Genomic DNA, 24,201 nt, shown 5'->3' with positions numbered 1-24,201 from the left:
AAGTGAGAGAAATGCAGTGAACCTTCAATCAATGCCTACACTCGAACCATCATCAAGCCACTTACGGAGATTCACATGGCCCGCACTACAGCAAAGAATGCTCAAGAGATATTGATGGCTGACTTCCAGGCGCTGGTTGCAGACACCGAAAGACTGCTGGAGCACACCGCGTCCCTGGCGGGTGATCAAGCCGAAGAGCTGCGTGCCCAAATCAAGGACAGCCTGCTCAAGGCCCGCGAGTCGCTGGATGAAACCAAAGAGACCCTGCAACAGCGTGGGCAGGCAGCCGTCGTGGCCACCGAAGACTACGTTCAGGCAAACCCGTGGCAATCGGTTGGCATTGCCGCCGGCGTCGGCTTTTTGATTGGCCTGCTGGCTACGCGGCGCTGATATGACAGAAGAATCCGGCTCCCCTCGTTCCTCACCGCGGCGCTTGGGTGCCGCGTTTCTGGGCCTGCTGCACAGCCATGTCGAGTTATTAGGCATCGAGTTGCAAGAACAGAAGGCACGGACTGTCAGCCTGTTACTGTTTGCCGGGCTGGCCTTGGTGTTTGGCCTGTTATTGCTGATCGGGCTGTCGGCGCTGGTGCTGATTCTGGTCTGGGACAGTTATCGCCTGACCGGCATCATCGGCCTGTGTGTGTTTTATACGTTAGCGGCGATTTTCTGCGGCCTTCGTCTTAAAGCAGCGGTGTTCGATGAATCCTCTCCTTTCAATGCCACGCTCGAAGAGCTGGCCAAAGACCGCGAGCGTTTATTGCCATGAGCAGCCTGCCTGAAATGCCGCAAAAAGCGTCACGGCGCGAGATGCGTAAAGTGTTGATTCGCTTGCGCATGGAAATGCATCGCCAGGAAATTCGCCATGAAACCCAGCAGTTGCTCCAGCCTTTGCAAAAAATACGCGGGATGACCAGCAACTGGCAAGAAAGCCTGGGGATCAAGCATGCGCCGTTGTGGGGCGTAGGCGCTGTCACCCTGTTGGGCTTTTTGACCGGTAAGGGCGCACGTTCCAAAGGCAGCGGTCGTATGTCGCGCCTGATCGGGCTGACGACCGGTCTGCTGCCACTGATCAAACTGGTCATCCAGGGCTCCGCGCGCAAGCCTTGAGGCGATGATTGCATCACCCGTTGCACCTGACTGTGTAACGGTTGATGAATAACACGAGGCGACGTTCGTCAGCGCAGCCATCGTAGAACCATCGAACCCGGTGCGTCAGACACACCTTAGCCACCGGGTGTGCGGCCGCTTCGCGCTCGATCGCAGCCTCGTGACTCGACAGTGAACGCAGGTTCATGTCCCCACCTGATCCAACTTGCACGCTCGCGCGTGACGCGAGAAGCTGCGAGCACAGTCACTGACGGAGCACTGCGCCTTGGATTGGCAAACTCTACTTAATCGCGAACGCCTCGGAAAACCTCACCACAGTCCTGAAGAGCTGGGACGCAGCCCTTTTCATAAAGACCATGACCGAATCATCTTTTCAGGTGCTTTTCGCCGTCTGGGCCGTAAAACCCAAGTTCACCCCGTCAATAGCAATGACCATATCCACACCCGCCTGACCCACTCCCTTGAAGTCAGCTGTGTGGGCCGCTCATTGGGCATGCGCGTGGGGGAGACGCTTCGCAGCGCCCTGCCCGACTGGTGTGACCCCGGTGATTTGGGCATGGTTGTACAGTCGGCCTGTCTGGCCCATGACATTGGCAACCCGCCCTTCGGGCATTCGGGTGAAGACGCTATCCGTAACTGGTTTCAACAGGCCGCAGACCGTGGCTGGCTCGATGATATGAGTGATGTCGAGCGCACTGACTTCCTGAGCTTTGAAGGCAATGCCCAAGGATTCAGGGTGCTCACGCAGCTGGAATACCATCAGTTTGATGGCGGCACCCGCCTGACCCATGCCACCTTGGGTACGTTCCTCAAATACCCCTGGACGGCGCGCCATGCCGATTCGCAAGGTTACAAAAAGCACAAGTTCGGTTGCTATCAGAGTGAACTGCATCTGCTCGAAGGGATCGCCCACAAACTGGGCTTGCCGCAACTCGAAGAAGAGCGCTGGGCACGCCATCCTCTGGTGTATCTGATGGAGGCGGCGGACGACATCTGCTATGCACTCATTGACCTTGAGGACGGCCTGGAGATGGACTTGCTGGGATACCGCGAAGTCGAATCCCTGCTGCTGGGACTGGTGGGTGATGACTTGCCTGAAACCTATCGTTTGCTGGGCCCTCAAGATTCCGAGCGACGCAAATTGGCCATTCTGCGTGGCAAAGCCATCGAGCATTTGACCAATGCCGCTGCGCTCGCCTTTGTCGAGCAACAACAAGCACTGCTCAACGGCACGCTACCCGGGGACTTGGTAGAGCATATGCATGGCCCGGCAAAACGTTGCGTGCTGGATGCAAAAGACATGGCCCGCAAAAAAATCTTCCAGGACAAGCGCAAAACCCTTCACGAAATCGGCGCGTACACCACGCTGGAAATTCTCCTGAATGCCTTTTGCGGCGCTGTACTTGAGCAACATGGCGGGCGCACGCCTTCGTTCAAAAGCCGGCGCATTCTGGATTTGCTGGGCAATAGCGCGCCTGACCCTTACTGGCCATTACACCGTTCGTTTATGCGCGTCATCGACTTCATTGCAGGCATGACAGACAGCTATGCCACCGAGATGGCCAGAGAAATGACTGGCCGCTCAAGTCCGACTTGAATTTGAGTCTCGGTCCTAACAGGGCCGGCCTGAATCCTACAGGCTAGCCCTACAACCACTGCTCGGAAACACCTACGCACACACTCTTAATTAAACATCATTAAACAAGCACAAGTAGCAAACACCAAAAACGCGTGTAGTACTTTTCCCAACCCAAACTAAACACCTCATTCAACAGCACAAACCAAACACTAAAAAAACACTCTATCCCTCATTACCTTTCCACTCACAACGTTAACAAATCGTGCTCTCGCGCCTTAATTTCCGTAGGTTTTTTCCCATACTACGTTTGTAGGCCCGCAGGTTCGTGTGCCCGCTCATATAACTGAGCTATGGTGCGCGCTTTCTATACCGTGCTTAACAGGAATTAATTATGACCACCGTCTTTATAGTTGACGATCATCCGGTTATCCGACTGGCAATTCGTATGTTGTTAGAACATGAAGGTTATGAAATAGTCGGCGAAACCGACAATGGTGTCGACGCAATGCAAATGGTGCGTGAATGCGTGCCCGATTTGATCATTCTCGACATCAGCATCCCTAAACTCGACGGACTGGAAGTGCTCGCACGTTTCAACGCCATGAATTCAACCCTTAAAACATTGGTCCTGACCGCCCAGTCCCCTACCCTGTTTGCCATGCGCTGCATGCAATCCGGTGCGGCGGGGTATGTGTGCAAACAAGAAGAACTGAGTGAACTTGTCAGCGCAATAAAAGCCGTATTCTCTGGCTACAATTATTTCCCCAGTCAAGCCTTGACTCCTGAGCGACACGAGGATGGCGACTGTTCAGAAATCGAGTTATTCAAATTAGTGAATGACCGCGAACTCATGGTTCTACAGCTTTTCGCGCAAGGCAAAACAAACAAAGAAATCGCCAAAGGGATGTTCTTGAGTAATAAAACAGTGAGCACTTACAAAAAAAGACTCATGCAAAAATTAAAAGCAAACTCATTGGTTGATCTTATCGAACTAGCTAAACGCAATTCTTTAGTGTGAGAAACACGATGCCCACGCGGTTACTACATCCTTTATCACTGATCACCGGCTTACTTCTATGCTGGTCCATGCTGGCTCACGCCACCGGCAGTGACAACTACCCATTGCTGAGCCGCTAGGGCATCTCTTACCTGGAAGCCCCGCTCGATAAGAAACAGCGCAAATGGCTTCAGGAAAAACGCGTATTGCGGGTGGGCATTTCTTCTCCGGACTATCCCCCTTTTGACATGACGACCAGCGGCCAGGATTACGAAGGTTTCACTGCCGACTACATCGGCCTTCTGGCCCAGGCACTCAACGTATCGATCAACGTTCAGCGCTTTGCAACAAGAGACGACGTTATCCAGGCCCTGGAGCAAGGCAACATTGATTTGCTCGGTACCTCGAATGGTTACGAAGCCGCCAATCAGAACCTGCTGCTTTCAACTCCCTATGCCGTTGACCAGCCTGTTCTTGTAACCCGCGAAGGAGAAACCCGCTCCTTGACCCAAGGCCTGGAAGGCTTGCGCTTGAGCATGGTTTACCACTACCTGCCACTCGATGAGATCAAAAGGCTTTATCCAAAGGCCATCATTCAGTCATACCCTTCGTACCAAAATGCAATAAACGCGGTGGCATTTGATCAGGCCGATGTGTTTCTGGGCGATACGCTCTCCACGCATTACATGATCAACAAGGGCTATTTGAAGAACATTAAAATGGCCAATTTCAGCAAGCATGAAGCCTATGGCTTCAGCTTTGCTGTTCGTCGTGATAACCACGTCCTGCTGGACATCCTCAATTCCACGCTTGAGGCCATCCCCAACAACGAGCGCCAAAACATCGCCAAACGCTGGAGCGCTGGCAGCGACATATTGCTGACTGACCAAAAGCTCCAACTGACCGAACGTGAACAGCGCTGGCTGGCTAAACATGCCGTGGTCAAGGTCGTGGTTAACGAAACGCTGGCGCCGCTGAGCTTTTTTGATGCCGAGGGAAATTTTCGCGGTATTACCGCAGACCTGCTGGAAATGATTCGCCTGCGCACCGGGTTGCGGTTCGAGATCCAGCGTACCCGCAGCCTGAGCCACATGATCGACATGATTCAGCGACATGAGACCGACATTATTTCGGTGATCAGCCCATCGGTATCGCGCGAAAACAAACTCAATTTCAGTCGTCCCTATCTCGAAAACTCATTTGTCCTGCTGACTGCAAAAGGCATCCAGCACCCCGCCAACCTGGAACAGCTGGCCGGCAAACGCCTGGCGTTGACCCTGGGTAACCCGCTAACCGGCTATCTTCGCAAAGCGTTCCCAGACATCACGCTCGTCGAAACCGACGATATCTATCAAGCGACGCAATTGTTGTCAGAGGGCAAAGTACAAGGGGCTGTGAATACCCTGGTCATTGCCAATTACTTGCTGGCGTCTCAACTGTTTCAGGACCGCCTGCAAATCAGCGCTACGATTGGCACCCAGCCTGCCACCTTTTCCCTGGCCACAGCCCGCGATGCCAGCGAACTAAGCTCGATCCTCGACAAAGCACTGCTCAGCATTGCCCCGGATGAGTTGGGCATTATCAACAGCCGCTGGCGCGGTTATGTGCCCGCCTCTGATAGCTACTGGCGCAATTATCATCGCCTGATTTACCAGGTCATCATCGGGACCACGCTTTTGCTGCTGCTGTCACTGGTCTGGAACGCTTACATGCGCCGCCAGATACAGCAGCGAAAACAGGCTGAGCGCGCCCTCAGCGATCAGTTCGAATTTATGCGCGCAATGGTCAATGAAACACCTCACCCCATTTATGTGCGAGATCGCCAGGGCATTCTGCAAACCTGTAATGACAGTTATCTGGAAGCGTTTTGCGCCAAGCGCGAAGAAGTCATCGGCAAAACGGTCATACAAACTCGCAGTGCCATCAGTAATGAACACGAAGCCCGGGACTTTCAGGCTGACTATTTGCGCGTTATACGCGAAGGCACGCCACTGATCATGGATCGCCAATTGCACATCGGCGATCAGATCATGACCATTTACCACTGGATTCTTCCCTACAGAGATTCGCTGGGTGAGGTGCAAGGCATTATCGGTGGCTGGATCGACATCAGTGACCGCCGTCAATTGATGGACAAACTGCGCTCCGCCAAAGAGCTGGCTGATGAGGCCAACCGCGCCAAAAGTACGTTCCTGGCAACAATGAGCCATGAAATCCGCACCCCCATGAATGCGGTTATAGGCTTGCTGGAACTCACGTTGAAACGAGCGGATAAAGGCCAGCTCGATCGACCATCAATTGAGGTGGCGTACAACTCTGCCAAAGACTTGCTGGAGTTGATTGGCGATATTCTTGATATCGCCAGAATCGAGTCGGGCCGGCTGAACCTGTCAGCTGAGCGCGTCAACTTGCGCGAATTGGCCAGCTCCGTGATCCGGGTGTTCGACGGTTTGGCACGGCAAAAAAAGCTGGCCCTGTCGCTGATTTTCACCCCGGGGCATGACGCTCCGGATGTACTGGTCGACCCCCTGCGTTTTAAACAAATCCTCACCAACCTGATCAGCAATGCCATCAAGTTCACAGATCGCGGTCATGTGACGCTGGCATTGAACCTGCTCCCGACAGACACCCCGGATCTGGTTCAGGTGCAGCTCAGCGTGCAAGACACAGGCATTGGTATCAGCAGCAGCGATCAGGCGCGCCTGTTTGAACCTTTTTCACAAGTAGAAAACAGCGGCCAGCTCGCCCTGGGGGGCGCAGGACTCGGGCTGGTGATTTGCAAAAGCCTGTGCGAAATGATGGGCGGCACGCTGACGCTGAGCAGCCAACCCACGGTGGGCACACTGGTTCAGGTCACCCTGAAAGTACCGTCTCTGGCACCCAGCCTGAGTCAGACCGCAAAAGAGCCGGAGATCACCCACAGCACACGGACGCTCAATGTCCTGGTTGTGGACGATCACCCGGCTAATCGCTTGTTGATGTGTCAGCAATTGGGCTTTTTAGGCCATGTGTACACCACGGCGCAAAACGGTGCCGCCGGGCTTGAACTCTGGAAGCAAGGGGGGTTCGACGTGGTCATTGCTGATTGCAATATGCCCGTCATGAATGGCTATGACTTGACCCGCGCGATTCGACATATCGAACACGTTGACCAGCGAGTACCGTGCACGATCCTGGGGTTCACCGCCAACGCCCAACCAGAGGAGCGTCTCAACTGCCAACAGGCAGGCATGGACGACTGCATGTTCAAGCCCATCAGCCTCACATTGCTCTGCAAGCGTCTGAACGAACTCAAGCCTGTCTACGCCGAAGTCGCATTCAATGTTGAAAGCCTTTATGCGCTGTCAGGTGCAGACCCCATCAGGATCAAGCGATTGCTCGAAGAGCTGTTACGCAGCAACCAGGCTGACCTTGAGGCGCTGCGCATACTGCGCGTAGACGAAGGACGGGAGGGCTTAACTGACTTGGCCCACAGAATTAAAGGCGCCGCACGTATTGTCGGGGCCGTGAAATTGATTGAGCGGTGTGAAGCGCTGGAAACGGCCAGCCCCGACACCTTGCAACACGCCTGTGATGAGGTCAGGCATGCCATGGCGTCACTGGAGCAAACGCTGCTCAATGAACTGGCCAAGCTTGCCGAATAACCAAGGAGTCACCCTGCACAAAAAAAGGCGCTCGTGAGCCTGGCCTAACTATGCTTACAGGGACCAGCGCACTCCTATCGGCGGGGACACCTTGTATGCCCAAGACTGCGTCAGCTAAAAAGCGCCAATTTCCCCTGCATGTCCATATCAGCGTGATGTTCACGCTGTTGCTGGTATTGCTGGGTGTGGCCTTGGGAATTTTTAACTATGTGCAAGCCACACGGATCATTCTCAACAGCAGCCAGCAGGTGTTCAGCCAGATAGAACAGGATGTGCAGCAAGACTTGCTGCACACCTACCAGCCAATACGCCAGGCGCTGAACCTGCTTTCACTCGGTACCGACGGCACTACCGATCAATTCGAAAGCCGGATGGCATTGTTGAAACCGTTTGTACAAACACTCAATGACAACCCGGCACTCGCCGCCCTTTATCTGGGGGACAACCAAGGGAACTTCTTTCTGGTTCGCCCTTTACGTAATCAAGCAACCAAGAACCGCCTGAATGCACCGCAACAAGCCATGTATCAGGTCTGGAGCATTCAACGGTCGGGGCTACTGAGCGAGGTTGAGTCGAAAATTCTGTTTTTTGATGAGTCCCTGTCGCTGCTTGAACAACGCAATAAAGCCGATGAAACCTACGACCCACGTGCCCGCAGCTGGTTTATTCCGGCGCGGGGCATCACCGACCAACTCACCACCAGCCCGTATTTGTTTTTCTCGACACGCGAGGTGGGCACTACATTATCCCGTCGCAGTTCGGCCAAAGCGGTGATCGGAGCAGACCTCACGCTTTCTCAACTTTCCACCACGCTGGCCCGGCACAAGGTCACGCCCGGCACAGAAATCGCGTTATTTGATGACACAGGCCAGGCCGTTGCTTACCCGGATTACCAGCCGTCACTGGCCGACCCTGAGTCCACTCACCTGTCTCGCGTCGAACAACTTAGCCCCGCATTCGCAGCCTTAACCCGCCATGGCATCGACCCCGACCATCGCCTCAAGGCTGATCAAAGACAGTGGATCGTCTCACAAGCTAGGCTGACCGATGGTGGGCTGAACGGCTTGCATCTGGCCCTGATGGTTCCTGAAGACGAACTGCTGGGCGATGCTTATCAACTGCGTTGGGAAGGCGCCATTGTCACCCTGGCGATCCTGCTGCTGTGCCTGCCCTTAGGCTGGTTAATCTCTCGATTGTTGGTCAAACCCCTGCGTGCCCTGGTGCAAGAAGCCGAAGCGATACGGCGTTTTGACTTCAATTACCCCGCGATACAGCACTCACCGGTGCTTGAAATCGACCAATTGGCTGCCTCCATGCGCCGCATGAAAGAGACCTTGGCCAGTTTTTTTGAGATCACCGCCAGCCTGTCAGCGCACACCCGTTTCGAACCGCTGCTGCAATCGGTGGTGCGCGAAACCATGAAGATTGCCCAGGCGCAGGCCGGGCTGATTTATCTGACCGAAAGTGAGGGGCCTCATTTCGCCCTCAAAGGGTTGATCATTAACGATCAACCCCGCGACTTGAGCACATTGACTCACCCCGCGCTGAATGCTCAGGAGCGCGAATATCCGCCCTGGTTGCGTACGCTGCATGAAGGTAACGACAGCGTGGTGTGCACCCTCAGCCATGCACAGGCCGGTGACTTGCAACCCGTGATGCAGGCGTTCGACAGCCAAAGCGTGCACCTGATCGGGATTCGTCTGCACAACCGTCATGGCGAGACCGTGGGCATCCTGGTGTTATTACTCAACAACAGCGGCTCACGTGAAGACCAGGAGCACCTGCGCGCCGACCGTATTGCCTTCATCAAGGCCGTCTCGGGCGCGGCGGCGGTTTCTATTGAAAGCCAGCGCCTGCAAGCGCGACAAAAGCAGCTGCTGGACGCCTTCATCCAATTGCTGGCCGGGGCGATTGACGCCAAAAGCCCTTACACCGGCAGTCATTGCCAGCGCGTGCCCGCCCTGACCTTGATGCTGGCCCAGGCGGCTGCCGCCAGCCAACACACCGCATTTGCGCACTATCAACCCACCGATGAAGAGTGGGAAGCGCTGCACATCGCGTCCTGGCTGCATGATTGCGGCAAGGTCACCACGCCAGAATACGTGGTCGACAAAGCCACCAAACTTGAAACCCTGTACGACCGGATCCACGAAATACGCACCCGTTTCGAGGTTCTCAAGCGCGATGCCTGGGTCAGCTATTGGCAGGGCAAGGCTTTGGGTGCAGACGAGAAGCAACTGGCTCAAGCCCGTGACGCCAGCCTGGGCGCACTGGACGATGACTTTGCCTTTGTTGCCCGCAGCAATCTTGGCAGCGAAGCCATGGCCGAGGCCGACCTGGAGCGCTTAAAGACGATTGCCCTGCGCACCTGGACCCGCACGCTGGATGATCGGCTGGGCGTGTCATGGGAAGAAAACAAACGCCAGGCAACCCGAACGGAGCAAGCCTTACCGGTGACCGAGTCACTGTTGGCCGACAAGCCGGAACACCTGTTCGTACGCAACGAGGCCGAATGCATGGAGCCGGACAATATATGGGGCTTTCAACTGGACGTGCCTGCGTACAAGTTCAATCGCGGCGAGCTGTACAACCTGAGCATTAATCGGGGCACCCTGACCCGCGAAGAGCGTTACATCATCAATAACCACATCGTGCAAACCATCCTCATGCTCAAGCACCTGCCCTTCCCCAGCTACTTGGGCAACATTGCTGAAATAGCGGGCGGGCATCATGAAAAAATGGACGGCACCGGTTATCCGAAACGGCTGAAACGCGAAGAGATGAGCCTGGCGGCACGCATGATGGCGATTGCCGATATCTTTGAGGCGTTAACCGCGTCCGATCGACCGTACAAACGCGGTAAAACCCTGAGTGAAGCGCTGAGCATCATGGCAGCCATGTGCCACGATGCTCATATTGACCCGCAATTGTTCGCGCTGTTTATGCACGAGCAGATCTATATGCAGTATGCCCAGCGCTTTCTGGCGCCTGAGCAGGTCGACAGCGTGGAAGTCGACGTGCTGCTACGCAAGGCCGGGCTGGGCCCATAGGCTCAGCAATCGCTCAAACGCAAAAAGATGGCCGCAAGTGCTTCGATGCCTTGCTGATCCTGCGCTGAAAAACGCCCGATGCTCGGGCTGTCCAGATCCAGCACACCGATCAAACGACCGTCCTTGATCAAAGGCACCACCAATTCACTGTTGGACGCGCTGTCGCAGGCAATATGCCCTGCGAACGCGTGTACATCCTCAACCCGCTGGGTCTCTCGGGTTGCGGCCGCAGCACCGCACACACCCCGACCAAACGGGATGCGCACACAAGCGATCTGGCCCTGAAAAGGTCCCAGTACCAACTCTTCATTGCGATTGAGGTAAAACCCGGCCCAATTCAAATCATCGAGCTGGTGATACAAAAATGCCGAAAACTGTGCGGCATTGGCAATAAAGTCACGCTCATCAGCCAACAAGGACTCCAGTTGCGCCTTCAACAAGGCATAACCGTCCAAACCATCACCTGTTGCGTTCAAATCAATCATTCGGTTGCTCCAACAATTTCAATCCAACCCAGTAGCGTGCGAACTGGTAAGCGCAGCGTCCATTACGATTGCCACGCCCGGTTGCCCAGCGCACAGCCAAAATATCCAGTGCCTCATTGCGCTCCCACTGCAAACCGGCCTTGCCCGCCAACACGCCGATCCAGTGTTCAACCACGCTCAGAAAATGCTCCTGCGTAAACGGGTAAAACGACAGCCACAGGCCAAATCGATCAGACAACGCAATCTTGTCTTCCACGGCTTCGCTGGGATGCAGTTCACCGTCGACGTGTTTCCAGTTTTCGTTGTCGCTTTCTTTTTCTGGCACTAAATGCCGACGGTTAGACGTGGCATACAACAGAACGTTTTCCGGGGCTTGCTCAAGGGAGCCATCCAGCACGCTTTTCAGCACGCGGTAATCGCCCTCGCCGGCCTCGAAAGACAAGTCATCACAAAACAGTACAAAACGTTGCTTCAGACCTTGCAGGGCTTCAACCACGCGAGGCAGGTCGGCCAGGTGATCGCGCTCGATTTCAATCAGGCGCAACCCGTGCGAGGCGTATTCGGCCAGCAACGCCCGAATCAAGGAGGACTTACCCGTGCCGCGCGACCCCCAAAGCAATGCATGGTTGGCCGGTAAACCGTCCAGAAATTGTTTAGTATTGCGGCCCAATTGATCGCGCTGCTGATCGACGCCAATCAAGTCGCTAAGACGCATCTGAAGGCTGACGTCCAGCGGCATCAAATAACCCGTACGCCCTTCGCGCTGCCAGCGCGCGGCGAGAGAGCGATCCCAATCCACCGGTTGGCGGATCGCCGGCAGCAACGGTTCAATACGCGCAAGCACCGCGTCAGCACGCTCAAGAAAGGCATTCAGTTTAGAATCCACAACATCTCCTCAGACTGATACACACAAAGCGCATTGATGGAGTGGACACGGATGCCCATCCCCGGATTAGCGGATACGTAATTACCAGCGGTTAACTGGGCAAAGTCTGCCAGCTAACCTGTTAATCTCTTGCCAGCCGACAGGACATGGAAACAGGTGCAGCACCTTATGGACATAAAACTCACCCATCGCCTGTCGTTCAAACAGGCGCGGCTGACAGTGCTGGTCGGCTTTGTACTGGGAACGCTGCTCAGCCTGCTGCAAATCGGCATCGATTATGCCAGCGAAAACGCTGCCATCAATCGTGAAATCTATTCCTTGCTTGAGATCAGCCATAACCCGGCTTCACGGATTGCCTACAATCTGGACTCTGAGCTGGCTCAAGAGTTAGTGCTGGGGCTGTTGCGCTCGCCTGCAATCATCGGCGCGCAACTGAGCGACAACGATAAGTCGGTGCTGGCATCGGTGCAGGATCAGCCCGAATCCGGGCGCTACCGGGCACTCAGTGACTTCCTGTTCGGGGCCAATCGTTCGTTTGATGACCGGCTCTACTTCAATCACATGCCGGAACAAAGCGTTGGCGTGCTGCACCTTGAGGTAGACACCTACCCTTTTGGCAGCCGTTTTTTACACCGGGCCGAAGTGACCTTACTCAGCGGCTTCGCGCGCAGCCTCATCCTGTCAGGCATTTTACTCGGCCTGTTTTACGTGATGCTGACCCAGCCATTGGTGCGGGTGATCCGTGAGCTGAGCAACAGCAAACCCGGCGACCCTCAACCTTCACGTATCCATTGCCCGCCTGGCCACGAAGACGATGAAATCGGGGTGCTGGTCAACGTTGCCAATCAGCAGTTTGATGCACTGGTGCGTGAGATCGAACAGCGGCGCAGCGCCGAAAACCGTCTGAACGAATACCTGGCGCAGCTGGAACACATCGTGTCGGCCCGCACCCAGCAATTAAAAGCGATCAATGACCGCCTCAGCCAGTCCAATGAAGAACTGGAAGCCGCCCGCAGCACGGCGCTGGAAATGGCCCAGGCACGCTCCGCCTTTCTGGCCAATATGAGTCACGAAATACGCACCCCTCTCAATGGGTTGTTGGGCATGCTCGCCCTGACCCTGGACAGCCCGCTCAATGCTGAACAACACCAGCAGCTGTCGATTGCCCATGATTCGGGCAAAGTGCTGGTCGAGCTGCTCAACGATATTCTCGACCTGTCCAAATTCGACGCCGGGCAATTGGAACTGGAGCACATTGCGTTCGATCTTGGAACGCTGGTTGAAGACACCGCCAACCTGCTGTCGCAGAACGCTGCGCCCAGCGTCGAGCTAACGTGCCTGATCGACCCGCAGTTCCCGGCGCTGGTATTGGGCGATCCGACGCGGGTGCGTCAGATCGTCAGCAACTTGTTATCCAACGCCCTGAAGTTCACCCGGTTCGGGCGGGTGGATGTGCGCCTGAGCGCACAGCATGATCGCGTGCGTATCGAGGTCTGCGACACAGGGATTGGGATTGCTCAAGAGGCACAGGCCAGAATCTTTCAACCTTTTACCCAAGCGGGCGCCGGTATCACTCGCCAGTACGGCGGCACAGGCTTGGGCCTGGCATTGACCAACAGCCTGTGTGAAGTCATGCAAGGGCGCTTGACCATCAGCTCCGAAGTGGGTTTTGGCAGTCAGTTCTGCGCTGAACTGCCCCTGCCCTGCCACACAGAGGCGATTACGCCCAAACCCCTTTTGGGTAACGTGATTGCGGTCACAACCGCGAGCAGTGGCCTGGCAGAGTTGCTGAGCAGCCTGTTGCCGATCTGGGGCCTGAAATTTCAGCGCTTTTCGATCGACGACTCCTTGGCCAAGGTCAATCCAGACTTGTTGATCACGGACTGCCCCGAATGCCTGTTTGGCTTACGCCCGGCGATCAGCACACCGATTTTACTGGTCACCGCCTATGGCAATTTCATGCCGAGCGATCAGGTCAATGCACTGGCGCCGCTCCAGCAGAAAGCCCGGCCCCTTTCGCGTAAAGCGCTCTATCAAACCTTGCAGCACTTATTGCAAAAAGACGATGACGAGACCTTGCGTGCACCGACCCACCTCCAGCCCGCACCGCACCGGGCACGCATTCTATTGGTGGAAGACAACCCGGTTAACCAGTTGGTCGCCAAAGGAATGCTGAGCAAACTGGGCTGCGAAGTAATGGTTGCTGCCCACGGTGGGGAAGCCTTGAAGCAGTTGGCACAGCATCGTTTTGATCTGGTGCTGATGGACTGCAACATGCCCGTTATGGATGGCTATGAAGCCAGCCGGCAAATACGCCAAAGCGAGCTTTGGGCAGACCTGCCGATAGTTGCTCTGACAGCCAATGCCATGCCTGAGGAACGTGAACGTTGCCGCACCGCCGGCATGAACGACTACCTGTCCAAGCCGTTCCGGCGTGAAGAATTGCAAGCGCTGCTCGATACCTGGGTGCCGCTCAAGCCTTAGGCAGAGGGCGTGGGTACCAATGAGTGAGAAACGGGGCTACCGCGCCTACATAAACACCTCAGCCATCGCCTTTACGGCCGCACCTCCACACGCAGCAGTGATTCGATGTCAGCTTTCAAGGCATCGGGTTTCGTCGCAGGGGCATAGCGTTTGATACTGCGACCGTGCTCACCGATCAAAAACTTGGTGAAGTTCCACTTGATGCCTGTTGAGCCCAACAATCCAGGGGCGCGCTGTTTGAGGGCAGTAAACAGAGGGTGCGCCTGAGGGCCATTGACTTCGACTTTTTTGAACAACGGGAAGCTCACGCCAAAGTTCACCTCGCAAAATTGCAAGATTGCCGCTTCATCCCCGGGTTCCTGTTGCCTGAACTGGTTGCAGGGAAACCCCAGAATGACCAAACCTTGATCCTTGTACTGCTGCCACAGCGCTTCCAGCCCTTTGTACTGTGAGGTAAACCCGCAGTTGCTCGCGGTATTAACCACCAACACGGCTTTGCCCGCAAAGTCGGCCAAGGTCTTTTGCTCACCGCTCAGTGTGGTGCAAGCAATGTTCCACAGGTTGTCAGTCATGACGCCACCCTCGATAACGTGAAGTTCAGTCGCGCGCCACGAAGTCCAGGCACACCGAGTTGATGCAATAACGCAAACCGGTAGGGGGCGGGCCGTCAGGAAATACGTGGCCCAAATGCGCATCACATTTGGCACACGTCACTTCAGTGCGCACCATGCCGTGGCTCACATCACGAATCTCGACCATCGCACGCTCGCCAATGGGTTGATAAAAGCTTGGCCAACCACAGCCTGAGTCAAACTTGGCCGCAGAGTCGAACAACGGCTCATTACAACAAATGCAATGGTAAACACCGTCCGCTTTGGTGGCGTTGTACTTGCCGGAGAATGGCCGCTCGGTGCCTTTGAGGCGGCACACGTTGTATTGCTCCGGATCGAGCATGGCCTTCCACTCGTCCAGTGTTTTTTCCAACTTTTGCATGCTTAAGCCCCTATAGCTGAAAAACCCCGACCAGTGGCTTTTCCAGGGGTCGGGTGGCACGTATGATTGCGCCTCGTTAAGCGCCAGTCTGGCACCCGCGTTATGTGCATTCAAACGGATTCTTGAAGCAAAGCGGGTTGCCGCTGTGTGAAGACACAGAATTTCCCAGTGCAGGCGTCACGTCCTGGCTGGATCGTTCATTTTCGGGATCACATCGCCATGCAGGTCAGCAAATCAAACAAGCTCGCCAACGTCTGTTATGACATTCGCGGCCCAGTGCTCAAGCACGCCAAACGTCTGGAAGAGGAAGGCCACCGCATCCTCAAGCTGAATATCGGCAACCCGGCGCCATTTGGTTTTGAAGCGCCGGACGAAATCCTTCAGGACGTGATCCGCAATTTGCCTACCGCTCAGGGCTACAGCGACTCCAAAGGCCTGTTCAGCGCCCGCAAAGCCGTGATGCAGTACTACCAGCAAAAGCAGGTAGAAGGCGTGGGCATTGAAGACATCTACCTGGGTAATGGCGTTTCCGAACTCATCGTGATGTCGCTGCAAGCGTTGCTCAACAATGGCGATGAAGTGCTGGTGCCCGCCCCCGATTACCCGCTATGGACCGCAGCGGTAACGCTGGCAGGTGGCCATCCGGTGCACTACCTGTGCGACGAGCAAGCCAACTGGTTCCCTGACCTGGCCGATATCAAAGCCAAAATCACCCCAAACACCAAAGCGATGGTCATCATCAACCCGAACAACCCAACGGGTGCGGTGTATTCCAAAGAGCTGCTGCAAGGCATGCTGCAAATCGCTCGCCAGCACAACCTGGTGGTGTTCTCGGATGAGATCTACGACAAAATTCTGTATGACGATGCCGTGCACATCTGCACTGCGTCGCTGGCACCGGACGTGCTCTGCCTGACCTTTAACGGCCTCTCCAAATCGTACCGGGTGGCAGGTTTCCGTTCCGGCTGGATCGCTATCTCCGGTCCCAAGCACAATGCCCAAAGCTACATTGAAGGCATCGACATGCTGGCCAACATGCGCCTGTGCGCCAACGTGCCCAGCCAGCATGCCATCCAGACCGCGCTCGGTGGCTACCAGAGCATCAATGACCTGGTGCTGCCCAACGGCCGCTTGCTGGAGCAACGTAACCGTACCTGGGAGTTGCTCAATGACATTCCGGGCGTCAGTTGCGTAAAACCGATGGGCGCGCTATATGCGTTCCCGCGCATTGATCCAAAAGTCTGCCCGATTCTTAACGACGAGAAATTCGTGCTCGACTTGCTGCTGTCGGAAAAACTGCTGGTGGTGCAAGGCACGGCGTTCAATTGGCCGTGGCCAGATCACTTTCGCGTGGTGACACTGCCACGCGTGGACGAACTGGATCAGGCGATCGGCAGAATCGGTAACTTTCTGAAAACCTACCGTCAGTAATTTCTCTACATACTGTGCGACGCATCAAATGTCGCACAGCATGTGTCTAATGAAACATTCTTCACTTACTGTACCTTCCGGGCCTTTTCGCGCCTGAATACGCCTTAAAAAATCCTTAAGCCTCGTATCCACTGGGTTTTGTGGGAATTTTTGAGCCTAAAAAAAGTCAATCCGTATTAGGAAATGGCTCTCTTGCAACTAGAATCACGCTGTAGGACACAGTTTGAAATAGTCACTTGGTTGAATAGCCTGTAACAGCACCTTATATACCCCGCATGCGGCAACACCTTAAGACGAGGAGATTCTTACAACCATGATGCGCATTTTGCTGTTTTTGGCCACTAACCTGGCGGTCGTGCTGATTGCCAGCATCACCCTGAGCCTGTTCGGCTTTAACGGGTTCATGGCGGCCAACGGGGTTGATCTGAACCTCAGTCAGCTGTTGGTTTTCTGTGCAGTCTTTGGTTTCGCAGGGTCTCTGTTCTCGCTGTTCATCTCCAAATGGATGGCGAAGATGAGCACAAGCACCCAGGTGATTACTCAACCTCGTACTCGTCATGAACAATGGCTGATGCAAACCGTTGAGCAATTGTCTCGGGAGGCCGGGATCAAAATGCCCGAGGTCGGGATCTTCCCGGCTTATGAGGCCAATGCTTTTGCAACCGGCTGGAACAAGAACGATGCCCTGGTGGCTGTTAGCCAGGGGCTTTTGGAGCGTTTCTCGCCCGATGAAGTCAAAGCCGTGCTGGCTCACGAAATCGGCCATGTGGCCAACGGTGATATGGTCACCCTGGCACTGGTTCAGGGCGTGGTGAACACCTTCGTCATGTTCTTTGCGCGCATTATCGGCAACTTTGTCGACAAAGTGATTTTCAAGAACGATGAAGGCCGAGGCATTGCCTATTACGTTGCGACCATTTTTGCCGAGTTGGTACTGGGCTTCCTGGCCAGCGCCATCGTGATGTGGTTCTCGCGCAAACGTGAGTTCCGGGCAGATGAAGCCGGTGCTCATCTGGCGGGTACCGCCGCCATGATCAGCGCCCTGCAACGTCTGCGCTCCGAACAGGGCCTGCCGGTGCATATGCCTGACACCTTGGCCGCCTTTGGTATCAATGGCGGTATCAAGCAGGGCCTGGCGCGCATGTTCATGAGCCACCCGCCGCTGGAAGAACGTATCGATGCATTGCGTCGTCGCGGCTAACCTGACGGCACAGGCACAATAAAAGGGCGACTTCGGTCGCCCTTTTTCATGTTCGCCGCAGCGGGCTTAGACGTTTTTTTGCAAGCGATACGCGCGCTCTACCAAGCGAGTGGCGCCCTTATTCAGGGCCTTCCAGCTCTTGTCCAGAATGTCGGATTGCTCCAGCACCTCCAGCGACCACTCTGGGGTCAGCAGGCGCTGAACCTCTGTATCCGGCACTGAGAATGGCGGCCCCGGCATTTCGGATTGGTCGTAGTCGAGGGTAATCAACAGGCCCCTGCAATCGCGCGGCAAGACTTTCGTCAAGTGGGTAACATAATTTGCTCGCATCTCAGGCGGTAAGGCGATGATTGCCGCACGGTCATATAACCCCTGACACGTCGCCACATCGGCTGCGCTGATCGCAAACAAGTCACCACACATGAGAGTCACAGGCCCCGCCTCATAGACGCTGAAGGCGCCACGCCGGGTAATGTCGGGGGTGAGGTTATGCTCGCTGAAATAGCGCTCTACAGCAGCCTCAGACAACTCGACACCCAACACGTGGTAACCGTGAGCGGCCAGCCAGGTGATATCCAGACTTTTCCCACACAAAGGCACCAGCACACGCGCACCTGGCTCTAACCCCAAGGTTGGCCAATAGCGCGCCAAATACGGGTTGACGTGGTCCAGATGAAAGCCAATCTGATTGTTCTTCCACCGGTCGTGCCAAAACTCAGGCTGCATGATTCACCTTTAAATTCGATAGATAAGTACTAAAACTTATATTGGATTTAGATCAATGATCAGGATGAAGATGACGCATCTTAACCTTGAGACATAACGCCATGCTCCCCAGTCTTTTTATCTCCCATGGCTCGCCGATGCTAGCACTCGAACCAGGCGCCAGTGGCCCCGCCCTGACTCGCCTGGCCAGTGAATTGCCACGACCTAAAGCAATTGTAGTGATGTCTGCCCATTGGGAAAGCCCCGAACTGCGCGTTAGCAGCGCCGCAGCGCCTGAAACGTGGCACGATTTTGGCGGCTTCCCTCCTGCGTTGTTTGCCGTGCAATACCCCGCGCCGGGCGAGCCAGCCCTGGCAGCACGCATTGCTCAAGTGTTGCAAGACGGCGGTCTACCCGCACAACTCGACGCCAAACGCCCTTTCGATCACGGCACCTGGGTGCCGCTGTCATTGATGTACCCGGCAGCGGATATTCCGGTTGTACAAGTTTCACTGCCCAGCCACAAAGGCCCGGCTTATCAGACAAAAATCGGTCGCGCTTTGGCGGGTTTGCGTGAAGAAGGCATTTTGCTGATCGGCTCTGGCAGCATTACCCACAACTTGCGTGAGCTTGACTGGCGTGCGGGGCCAGAGAGTATCGAGACGTGGGCCAAAGATTTTCGTGACTGGATGATTGAAAAGCTCACCCATGATGACGAGGCAGCGCTGCACGACTATCGCCGCCAGGCGCCAAATGCCGTACGCAGCCACCCGAGTGACGAGCACTTGCTGCCGCTTTATTTCGCTCGCGGTGCCGGGGGGGCTCCTCGTATTGAACACGAAGGCTGGACGATGGGCGCTCTGGGGATGGACATCTATCGGTTCGGGTGAACCTGCAATCGCTCCAACGCGATCCGATTGAGCATAGAGCCGTCTCAGTCAACACTCGCAGCTTGGGTGCCTTGGCTGCAACTACGGGCAGCCACCAAAAAAGGCAGGCAAAAAAAATCCCCGAACCAGTCGGGGATTTTTTTAGCGATCAATCACTGCAACAGTGATTAATCTTCGCGATAGCGACGCAGCTTGAGCTGCTTGCCTGCAACGCGAGTATCTTTGAGCTTGGCCAGCAGTTTTTCGAGGCCATCTTCCGGCAGTTCTACCAGGCTGAAGCTATCACGCACTTGAATGCGACCGATGGCTTCACGTGCCAGACCACCCTCGTTGAGGATAGCGCCCAGCAGGTTCTTGGCAGCGATGCCATCACGCGCACCCAGCGCGGTACGGCAACGAGCACGGCCTTCGGCCAATGCAACGGGAGCGCGACGCTCACGATCACCACGGTCCGGACGGTCACCCGAACGCTCGGAACGCTCACGCGGTGCACTGTTAGGCACCAGTGGGCGATCACGCTCGATGGCAGCCAAGGTCAGCGCCTGACCATTGGTGGCTTTGCGCAACAGCGCTGCGGCCAATGCACGTGGGCTGCAACCGATATCGGCAATCAGGCGATCCAGCAGATCACCGTGAGTCGATTCAGCGTCAGCCACCAGCGGCGTCAGGCTGTTGGTCAGTTTCTTGATGCGAGCATCGAGAACAGCTTGAGCATCCGGCAGGCGGACTTCAGCAACCTTTTGACCGGTTACACGCTCGATCACTTGCAGCATGCGACGCTCACGCGGCGTAACCAGCAACAGGGCGCGACCTTCGCGACCGGCACGGCCAGTACGGCCGATACGGTGAACGTAGGACTCTGGATCGTAAGGCATGTCAACGTTGAACACGTGGGTGATACGTGGAACGTCAAGACCACGTGCCGCTACGTCGGTCGCCACAACGATGTCCAGACGGCCGTCTTTGAGGGATTCGATAACGCGCTCACGCTGGTTCTGAGCAATGTCACCGTTCAGCGCAGCAGCTTTATAGCCTTTGGCTTCCAGGGCACTGGCCAGGTCCAGGGTCGCTTGCTTGGTGCGCACGAACATGATCAGGGCGTCGAAATCTTCAACTTCCAGCAGGCTCAATACAGCCGAGGTCTTCTGGTCAGCGTGAACCAACAGGTGAGCCTGTTCGATCGCGGTAACGGTCTGAGTCTTGGTCTGAATCTTCACGTGTTGCGGGTCGCGCAGGTGGCGCTCAGCAATGGCACGGATCGACTGCGGCAAGGTCGCCGAGAACAATACGGTCTGGCGAGTCGCTGGCAAGGCCTTGAAGATCACTTCAAGGTCATCCATGAAGCCCAGCTTGAGCATTTCGTCAGCTTCGTCGAGAACCAGGTGGTTCACGGTCGCCAATACTTTTTCGTCACGACGCAAGTGGTCGCACAGACGGCCCGGTGTGGCGACAACGATTTGTGCGCCATTACGGATTGCTTTCAGTTGTGGGCCCATAGGCGCGCCGCCGTAAACGGCTACAACAGTTACACCCGGCATTTGCTTGGCGTAGGTTTCGAAAGCGGTTGCTACTTGCAGCGCCAACTCACGGGTTGGCGCCAGGATCAGGGCTTGCGGCTCGCGCTTAGCAGGATCGATGCGGTGCAGGATCGGCAGGGCGAACGCGGCGGTTTTACCCGTACCGGTTTGCGCCTGACCAATCATGTCGTGACCGGCCATGATGATCGGGATCGATTGCTGCTGAATAGCCGAAGGTTCTTCGTAGCCAGTTGCTGCAACGGCTGCAAGAATGTTCGGATTAAGATTAAAAGCGGCGAAGCCGCCGGTTTCCTGGGTCATGGGTCTGCCTCTAAGTGCATCCGCAAAGACCCATGCTCCAAAGCTGCGCATGCCGTGTAAGACTCAAGAGTCGCCCTGGCTGCTTTGTCGGCGGGGATTTGCGAAAACGTTTAAATGAATGGAGCGTTCAGGGTTGTCCGCGAAACGGACGAGCAGCCGAAGCGTGCTTCGGGAAATGCGACACCTAAACGTGGCCCGGCTAAAGGCCGGCGCGCACTATACCGGATTTATCCAAAAAAAGAAGTGTTTTTTTAAGGATAAAAGCGCTGAACGCCTCTGTAGACCGGGCCTTGACGATATTTTGCCCGCTGCAAAATGATTAAACCCTCGCCCGCGGGCTAAAACGTTTCACCTTCGCCCTTCACGTGGCTGGGCGAATGGCCTTGATCAAGGACTCCAGCGAGTAGCCCAAACGCGCAGCCAAGCCCTGGGCCCGCAGCGTCAAAGCCGGCAGCTCCAGCGTTTGTTCCAGATCGGCAGGCACCATCAAAATGACGTTCCCCTCCTTCACCGGCAGCTCCCAATAGTGACGATGGAATAACCCGCGCAGCAGCGCTGCACCCAGCGGTTTGCCATCATCTGTGGCCCACTGGTTGATGATCAGCCAACCGTTGGGGTTGAGCTTGTTCTGGCAGCTTTCAAGAAAGTTCCAGCCCAGATGAGCAGGCGCAGGCCCCAAGTCGTTGTACAGGTCGACAAAGATCAGGTCCGCCGACTCCGCACTTTCCAGCAACTCCTGCGCATCGCCGATGCGAATGTACAAGCGCGGGTCATCGTCCAGCCCAAGGTACTCGATGGCCAGACGCGGAACATCCGGGCGCAACTCAATGGCTTCGACATCCTCAAGGGGCAAAAACTTCAGACAGGCCTGGGTCAGGGTTCCGGCGCCCAAACCTAGAAACAAGGCACTTTCGGGGGCTTCATGGCACAGCGCGCCAATCAGCATGGCGCGGGTATAGTCGTATTCCAGCCAGCTGGGATCAGCGGTGAACACGCAACTTTGCTCGATCGCATCGCCAAATTCGAGGAAGCGGTAGTCTTCCACTTCAAGTACTCGAATCATGCCGAAGTCATCATGAACCTCAGCGAGCAGACGCTCAACGCGCTCCTCAGACATTTCCTCTCCTTGCCGCGACCCGGCACAACCCGGGCATCGCTCTAAAAAAACACCACTCGGCGCCGAGCAGAAAGGCGCGATTGTCGGCCATTGCCACGCAACAGGTCACGCACTAATTGCTGATAACATGCGCCATCTCCCCTTGACACTAGAGTCTGCGATGAGCCAACCCTGGACCCCCGACAGCTGGCGCGCCCTGCCAATCCAGCAACAACCGCACTACCCTGATGCCGCGCACGTACTGCGTGTCGAGCAGAGCCTGGCGAGTTACCCGCCACTGGTCTTTGCGGGCGAGGCTCGCGAATTACGCCGTCAGTTTGCCGAGGTCACACAAGGTCGGGCGTTTCTGTTGCAGGGCGGCGATTGCGCTGAAAGCTTTGCCGAGTTTTCCGCCGCCAAAATTCGCGACACGTTCAAAGTGTTGCTGCAAATGGCAATCGTCATGACCTTCGCCGCAGGTTGCCCGGTGGTCAAGGTCGGGCGCATGGCCGGGCAATTCGCCAAGCCGCGTTCGGCCAACGATGAAACGATCAATGGCGTAACCCTGCCAGCGTACCGGGGCGATATTGTTAACGGCATCGGCTTCGATGAAAAAAGCCGCGTGCCGGACCCCGAGCGTCTGGTGCAAGCCTATAACCAGTCAACGGCGACCCTGAACCTGCTGCGCGCCTTTGCCCAGGGCGGCTTTGCCGACCTGCATCAGGTTCACAAATGGAACCTGGACTTCATCGCCAACTCGGCACTGGCGGATAAATACAGCCAATTGGCCAGCCGCATCGACGAAACCTTGGCCTTTATGCGCGCCTGCGGCATGGACAGCTCGCCGCAGTTGCGCGAGACCAGCTTCTTCACGGCTCACGAAGCGCTGCTGTTGAACTACGAAGAAGCGTTCGTGCGTCGCGACAGCCTGACCAACGATTATTACGATTGCTCGGCCCACATGCTGTGGATCGGCGATCGCACGCGCCAGCTCGACGGCGCACATGTCGAGTTCCTGCGCGGGGTCAATAATCCGATTGGGGTCAAGGTTGGCCCGAGCATGAACACCCAAGACCTGATCCGCCTGATCGATATCCTCAACCCGGACAACGACCCGGGCCGCCTCAACTTGATCGTGCGCATGGGCGCCAATAAGGTGGGCGATCACCTGCCAAGCCTGATCCGCGCGGTCGAAGGCGAAGGCAAGCAGGTGCTCTGGAGCTGTGATCCGATGCACGCCAACACGATCAAGGCCAGCAGCGGTTACAAGACCCGCGACTTCGCGCAGATCCTCGGCGAGGTGAAGCAGTTCTTCCAGGTGCATGAGGCCGAGGGCAGCTATGCAGGCGGCATTCACATCGAAATGACCGGACAAAATGTCACTGAATGCATTGGTGGCGCGCGTCCGATTACCGAAGATGGCTTGTCGGACCGCTACCACACCCACTGCGACCCACGCATGAATGCCGATCAGTCGCTGGAACTGGCGTTTTTGATTGCCGAAACGCTCAAGCAGGTTAAGCGCTGAGTGAGCACGCAGTTGCGATCTCTTGATGTTAAAAGGATCGCAACCTGCGCCTGCGCCAGCAAGGATTGCGGCTCATTTGTTGAACGGGTCTTCCCAAAAATGCCGGTGACTTTCGATTTCAATATCCGCCCGGCTCAACCCCAAATCCTTCAATGTGGCATCACTGACCCGCCGTAAATGTGCGCGTTCGCGCGACAGTTGATGCCAGCGAACCACCCGCGCAAACCAGCCTGCACTTATCTGACCTTTCATCGCTCGAATTCTCCTTGGGGATGGCTCAAGTCTGC

Annotated in this window: 20 protein-coding genes; 12 read left to right on the top strand and 8 right to left on the bottom strand. The window is 55.9% G+C overall.

What is annotated here, in order from left to right; all coding sequences use genetic code 11:
- The first annotated feature begins 75 nt into the window (after positions 1 to 75).
- From ACP7A4_RS04335 to ACP7A4_RS04305, 7 genes are all read left to right on the top strand, one after another.
- The gene (locus ACP7A4_RS04335) at positions 76 to 390 is read left to right on the top strand and encodes a DUF883 family protein (protein WP_059762717.1); all 315 of its coding nucleotides are present in this window, start codon (positions 76 to 78) and stop codon (positions 388 to 390) included.
- A gap of 1 nt (position 391) precedes the next feature.
- The gene (locus ACP7A4_RS04330) at positions 392 to 766 is read left to right on the top strand and encodes a phage holin family protein (RefSeq protein WP_048365125.1); all 375 of its coding nucleotides are present in this window, start codon (positions 392 to 394) and stop codon (positions 764 to 766) included.
- The gene (locus tag ACP7A4_RS04325) at positions 763 to 1,107 is read left to right on the top strand and encodes a hypothetical protein (RefSeq protein WP_426245673.1); all 345 of its coding nucleotides are present in this window, start codon (positions 763 to 765) and stop codon (positions 1,105 to 1,107) included. The genes ACP7A4_RS04330 and ACP7A4_RS04325 overlap by 4 nt, the downstream gene beginning before the upstream one ends.
- A 265-nt stretch (positions 1,108 to 1,372) precedes the next feature.
- Positions 1,373 to 2,704, top strand: a complete 1,332-nt coding sequence (locus ACP7A4_RS04320; protein WP_048365123.1) for a deoxyguanosinetriphosphate triphosphohydrolase — start codon at positions 1,373 to 1,375, stop codon at positions 2,702 to 2,704.
- A 373-nt stretch (positions 2,705 to 3,077) separates the two neighbouring features.
- Positions 3,078 to 3,704, top strand: a complete 627-nt coding sequence (locus ACP7A4_RS04315; RefSeq protein ID WP_048365122.1) for a response regulator transcription factor — start codon at positions 3,078 to 3,080, stop codon at positions 3,702 to 3,704.
- 122 nt (positions 3,705 to 3,826) lie between these two features.
- A complete protein-coding gene (locus ACP7A4_RS04310) occupies positions 3,827 to 7,327 on the top strand; it encodes a transporter substrate-binding domain-containing protein (RefSeq protein WP_426245894.1) in 3,501 nt (1,166 codons plus the stop codon).
- Between the two features lie 95 nt (positions 7,328 to 7,422).
- Positions 7,423 to 10,377: an HD domain-containing phosphohydrolase gene (locus ACP7A4_RS04305; RefSeq protein ID WP_426245671.1), complete on the top strand. Its 2,955-nt coding sequence runs from the start codon at positions 7,423 to 7,425 to the stop codon at positions 10,375 to 10,377.
- A 2-nt stretch (positions 10,378 to 10,379) separates the two neighbouring features.
- Here ACP7A4_RS04305 and ACP7A4_RS04300 read toward each other — a convergent pair whose 3' ends face one another.
- Together ACP7A4_RS04300 and ACP7A4_RS04295 are read right to left on the bottom strand one after the other, a co-directional pair.
- Positions 10,380 to 10,862 (bottom strand): GAF domain-containing protein, encoded by a 483-nt coding sequence (locus tag ACP7A4_RS04300; RefSeq protein ID WP_048398702.1) that lies wholly within the window; start codon positions 10,860 to 10,862, stop codon positions 10,380 to 10,382.
- Complete coding sequence (locus ACP7A4_RS04295) at positions 10,855 to 11,748, bottom strand: ATP-binding protein (protein WP_426245668.1); 894 nt, start codon at positions 11,746 to 11,748, stop codon at positions 10,855 to 10,857. The genes ACP7A4_RS04300 and ACP7A4_RS04295 overlap by 8 nt, the downstream gene beginning before the upstream one ends.
- A gap of 168 nt (positions 11,749 to 11,916) precedes the next feature.
- Here ACP7A4_RS04295 and ACP7A4_RS04290 point away from each other — a divergent pair, with 168 nt between their 5' ends.
- Complete coding sequence (locus ACP7A4_RS04290; RefSeq protein WP_426245666.1) at positions 11,917 to 14,232, top strand: response regulator; 2,316 nt, start codon at positions 11,917 to 11,919, stop codon at positions 14,230 to 14,232.
- A 71-nt stretch (positions 14,233 to 14,303) separates the two neighbouring features.
- Here ACP7A4_RS04290 and ACP7A4_RS04285 read toward each other — a convergent pair whose 3' ends face one another.
- Positions 14,304 to 14,804, bottom strand: a complete 501-nt coding sequence (locus ACP7A4_RS04285) for a glutathione peroxidase (protein WP_059762724.1) — start codon at positions 14,802 to 14,804, stop codon at positions 14,304 to 14,306.
- Between the two features lie 25 nt (positions 14,805 to 14,829).
- The gene (msrB, locus tag ACP7A4_RS04280) at positions 14,830 to 15,225 is read right to left on the bottom strand and encodes a peptide-methionine (R)-S-oxide reductase MsrB (RefSeq protein WP_426245664.1); all 396 of its coding nucleotides are present in this window, start codon (positions 15,223 to 15,225) and stop codon (positions 14,830 to 14,832) included.
- Between the two features lie 219 nt (positions 15,226 to 15,444).
- Here msrB and ACP7A4_RS04275 point away from each other — a divergent pair, with 219 nt between their 5' ends.
- Positions 15,445 to 16,656: a pyridoxal phosphate-dependent aminotransferase gene (locus ACP7A4_RS04275; protein WP_048362988.1), complete on the top strand. Its 1,212-nt coding sequence runs from the start codon at positions 15,445 to 15,447 to the stop codon at positions 16,654 to 16,656.
- A gap of 313 nt (positions 16,657 to 16,969) precedes the next feature.
- A complete protein-coding gene (gene htpX / locus ACP7A4_RS04270) occupies positions 16,970 to 17,857 on the top strand; it encodes a protease HtpX (RefSeq protein WP_048362987.1) in 888 nt (295 codons plus the stop codon).
- Between the two features lie 66 nt (positions 17,858 to 17,923).
- Here htpX and ACP7A4_RS04265 read toward each other — a convergent pair whose 3' ends face one another.
- A complete protein-coding gene (locus ACP7A4_RS04265; RefSeq protein WP_203302929.1) occupies positions 17,924 to 18,583 on the bottom strand; it encodes a thiopurine S-methyltransferase in 660 nt (219 codons plus the stop codon).
- 101 nt (positions 18,584 to 18,684) lie between these two features.
- Here ACP7A4_RS04265 and ACP7A4_RS04260 point away from each other — a divergent pair, with 101 nt between their 5' ends.
- Entirely contained in the window at positions 18,685 to 19,452 is a 768-nt protein-coding gene (locus ACP7A4_RS04260) for a DODA-type extradiol aromatic ring-opening family dioxygenase (RefSeq protein WP_203302928.1), read from the top strand.
- Between the two features lie 167 nt (positions 19,453 to 19,619).
- On the opposite strand, the gene ACP7A4_RS04255 is transcribed toward ACP7A4_RS04260, so the two are convergent.
- Together ACP7A4_RS04255 and ACP7A4_RS04250 are read right to left on the bottom strand one after the other, a co-directional pair.
- Entirely contained in the window at positions 19,620 to 21,290 is a 1,671-nt protein-coding gene (locus tag ACP7A4_RS04255; RefSeq protein ID WP_048362984.1) for a DEAD/DEAH box helicase, read from the bottom strand.
- Between the two features lie 361 nt (positions 21,291 to 21,651).
- The gene (locus ACP7A4_RS04250) at positions 21,652 to 22,407 is read right to left on the bottom strand and encodes a spermidine synthase (RefSeq protein WP_059762729.1); all 756 of its coding nucleotides are present in this window, start codon (positions 22,405 to 22,407) and stop codon (positions 21,652 to 21,654) included.
- A 160-nt stretch (positions 22,408 to 22,567) separates the two neighbouring features.
- On the opposite strand from ACP7A4_RS04250, the gene ACP7A4_RS04245 reads away from it, so the two are divergent.
- Positions 22,568 to 23,914 carry a class II 3-deoxy-7-phosphoheptulonate synthase gene (locus ACP7A4_RS04245; RefSeq protein ID WP_059762730.1) on the top strand — a complete coding sequence of 449 codons (1,347 nt, stop codon included), beginning with the start codon at positions 22,568 to 22,570 and terminating at the stop codon, positions 23,912 to 23,914.
- A 72-nt stretch (positions 23,915 to 23,986) separates the two neighbouring features.
- Here ACP7A4_RS04245 and ACP7A4_RS04240 read toward each other — a convergent pair whose 3' ends face one another.
- Positions 23,987 to 24,166, bottom strand: coding sequence for a DUF1127 domain-containing protein (locus ACP7A4_RS04240; protein ID WP_059762731.1), 180 nt, complete (start codon positions 24,164 to 24,166; stop codon positions 23,987 to 23,989).
- Between the last annotated feature and the right edge of the window lie 35 nt (positions 24,167 to 24,201).

Origin of the sequence: Pseudomonas sp. TWR3-1-1, from assembly GCF_049896545.1 — a bacterium.
Classification (GTDB): Bacteria; Pseudomonadota; Gammaproteobacteria; order Pseudomonadales; family Pseudomonadaceae; genus Aquipseudomonas; species Aquipseudomonas weihenstephanensis.
The sequence above is the reverse complement of the archived record's forward strand: the minus strand, read 5'-3'. Positions and strand labels throughout refer to the sequence as shown.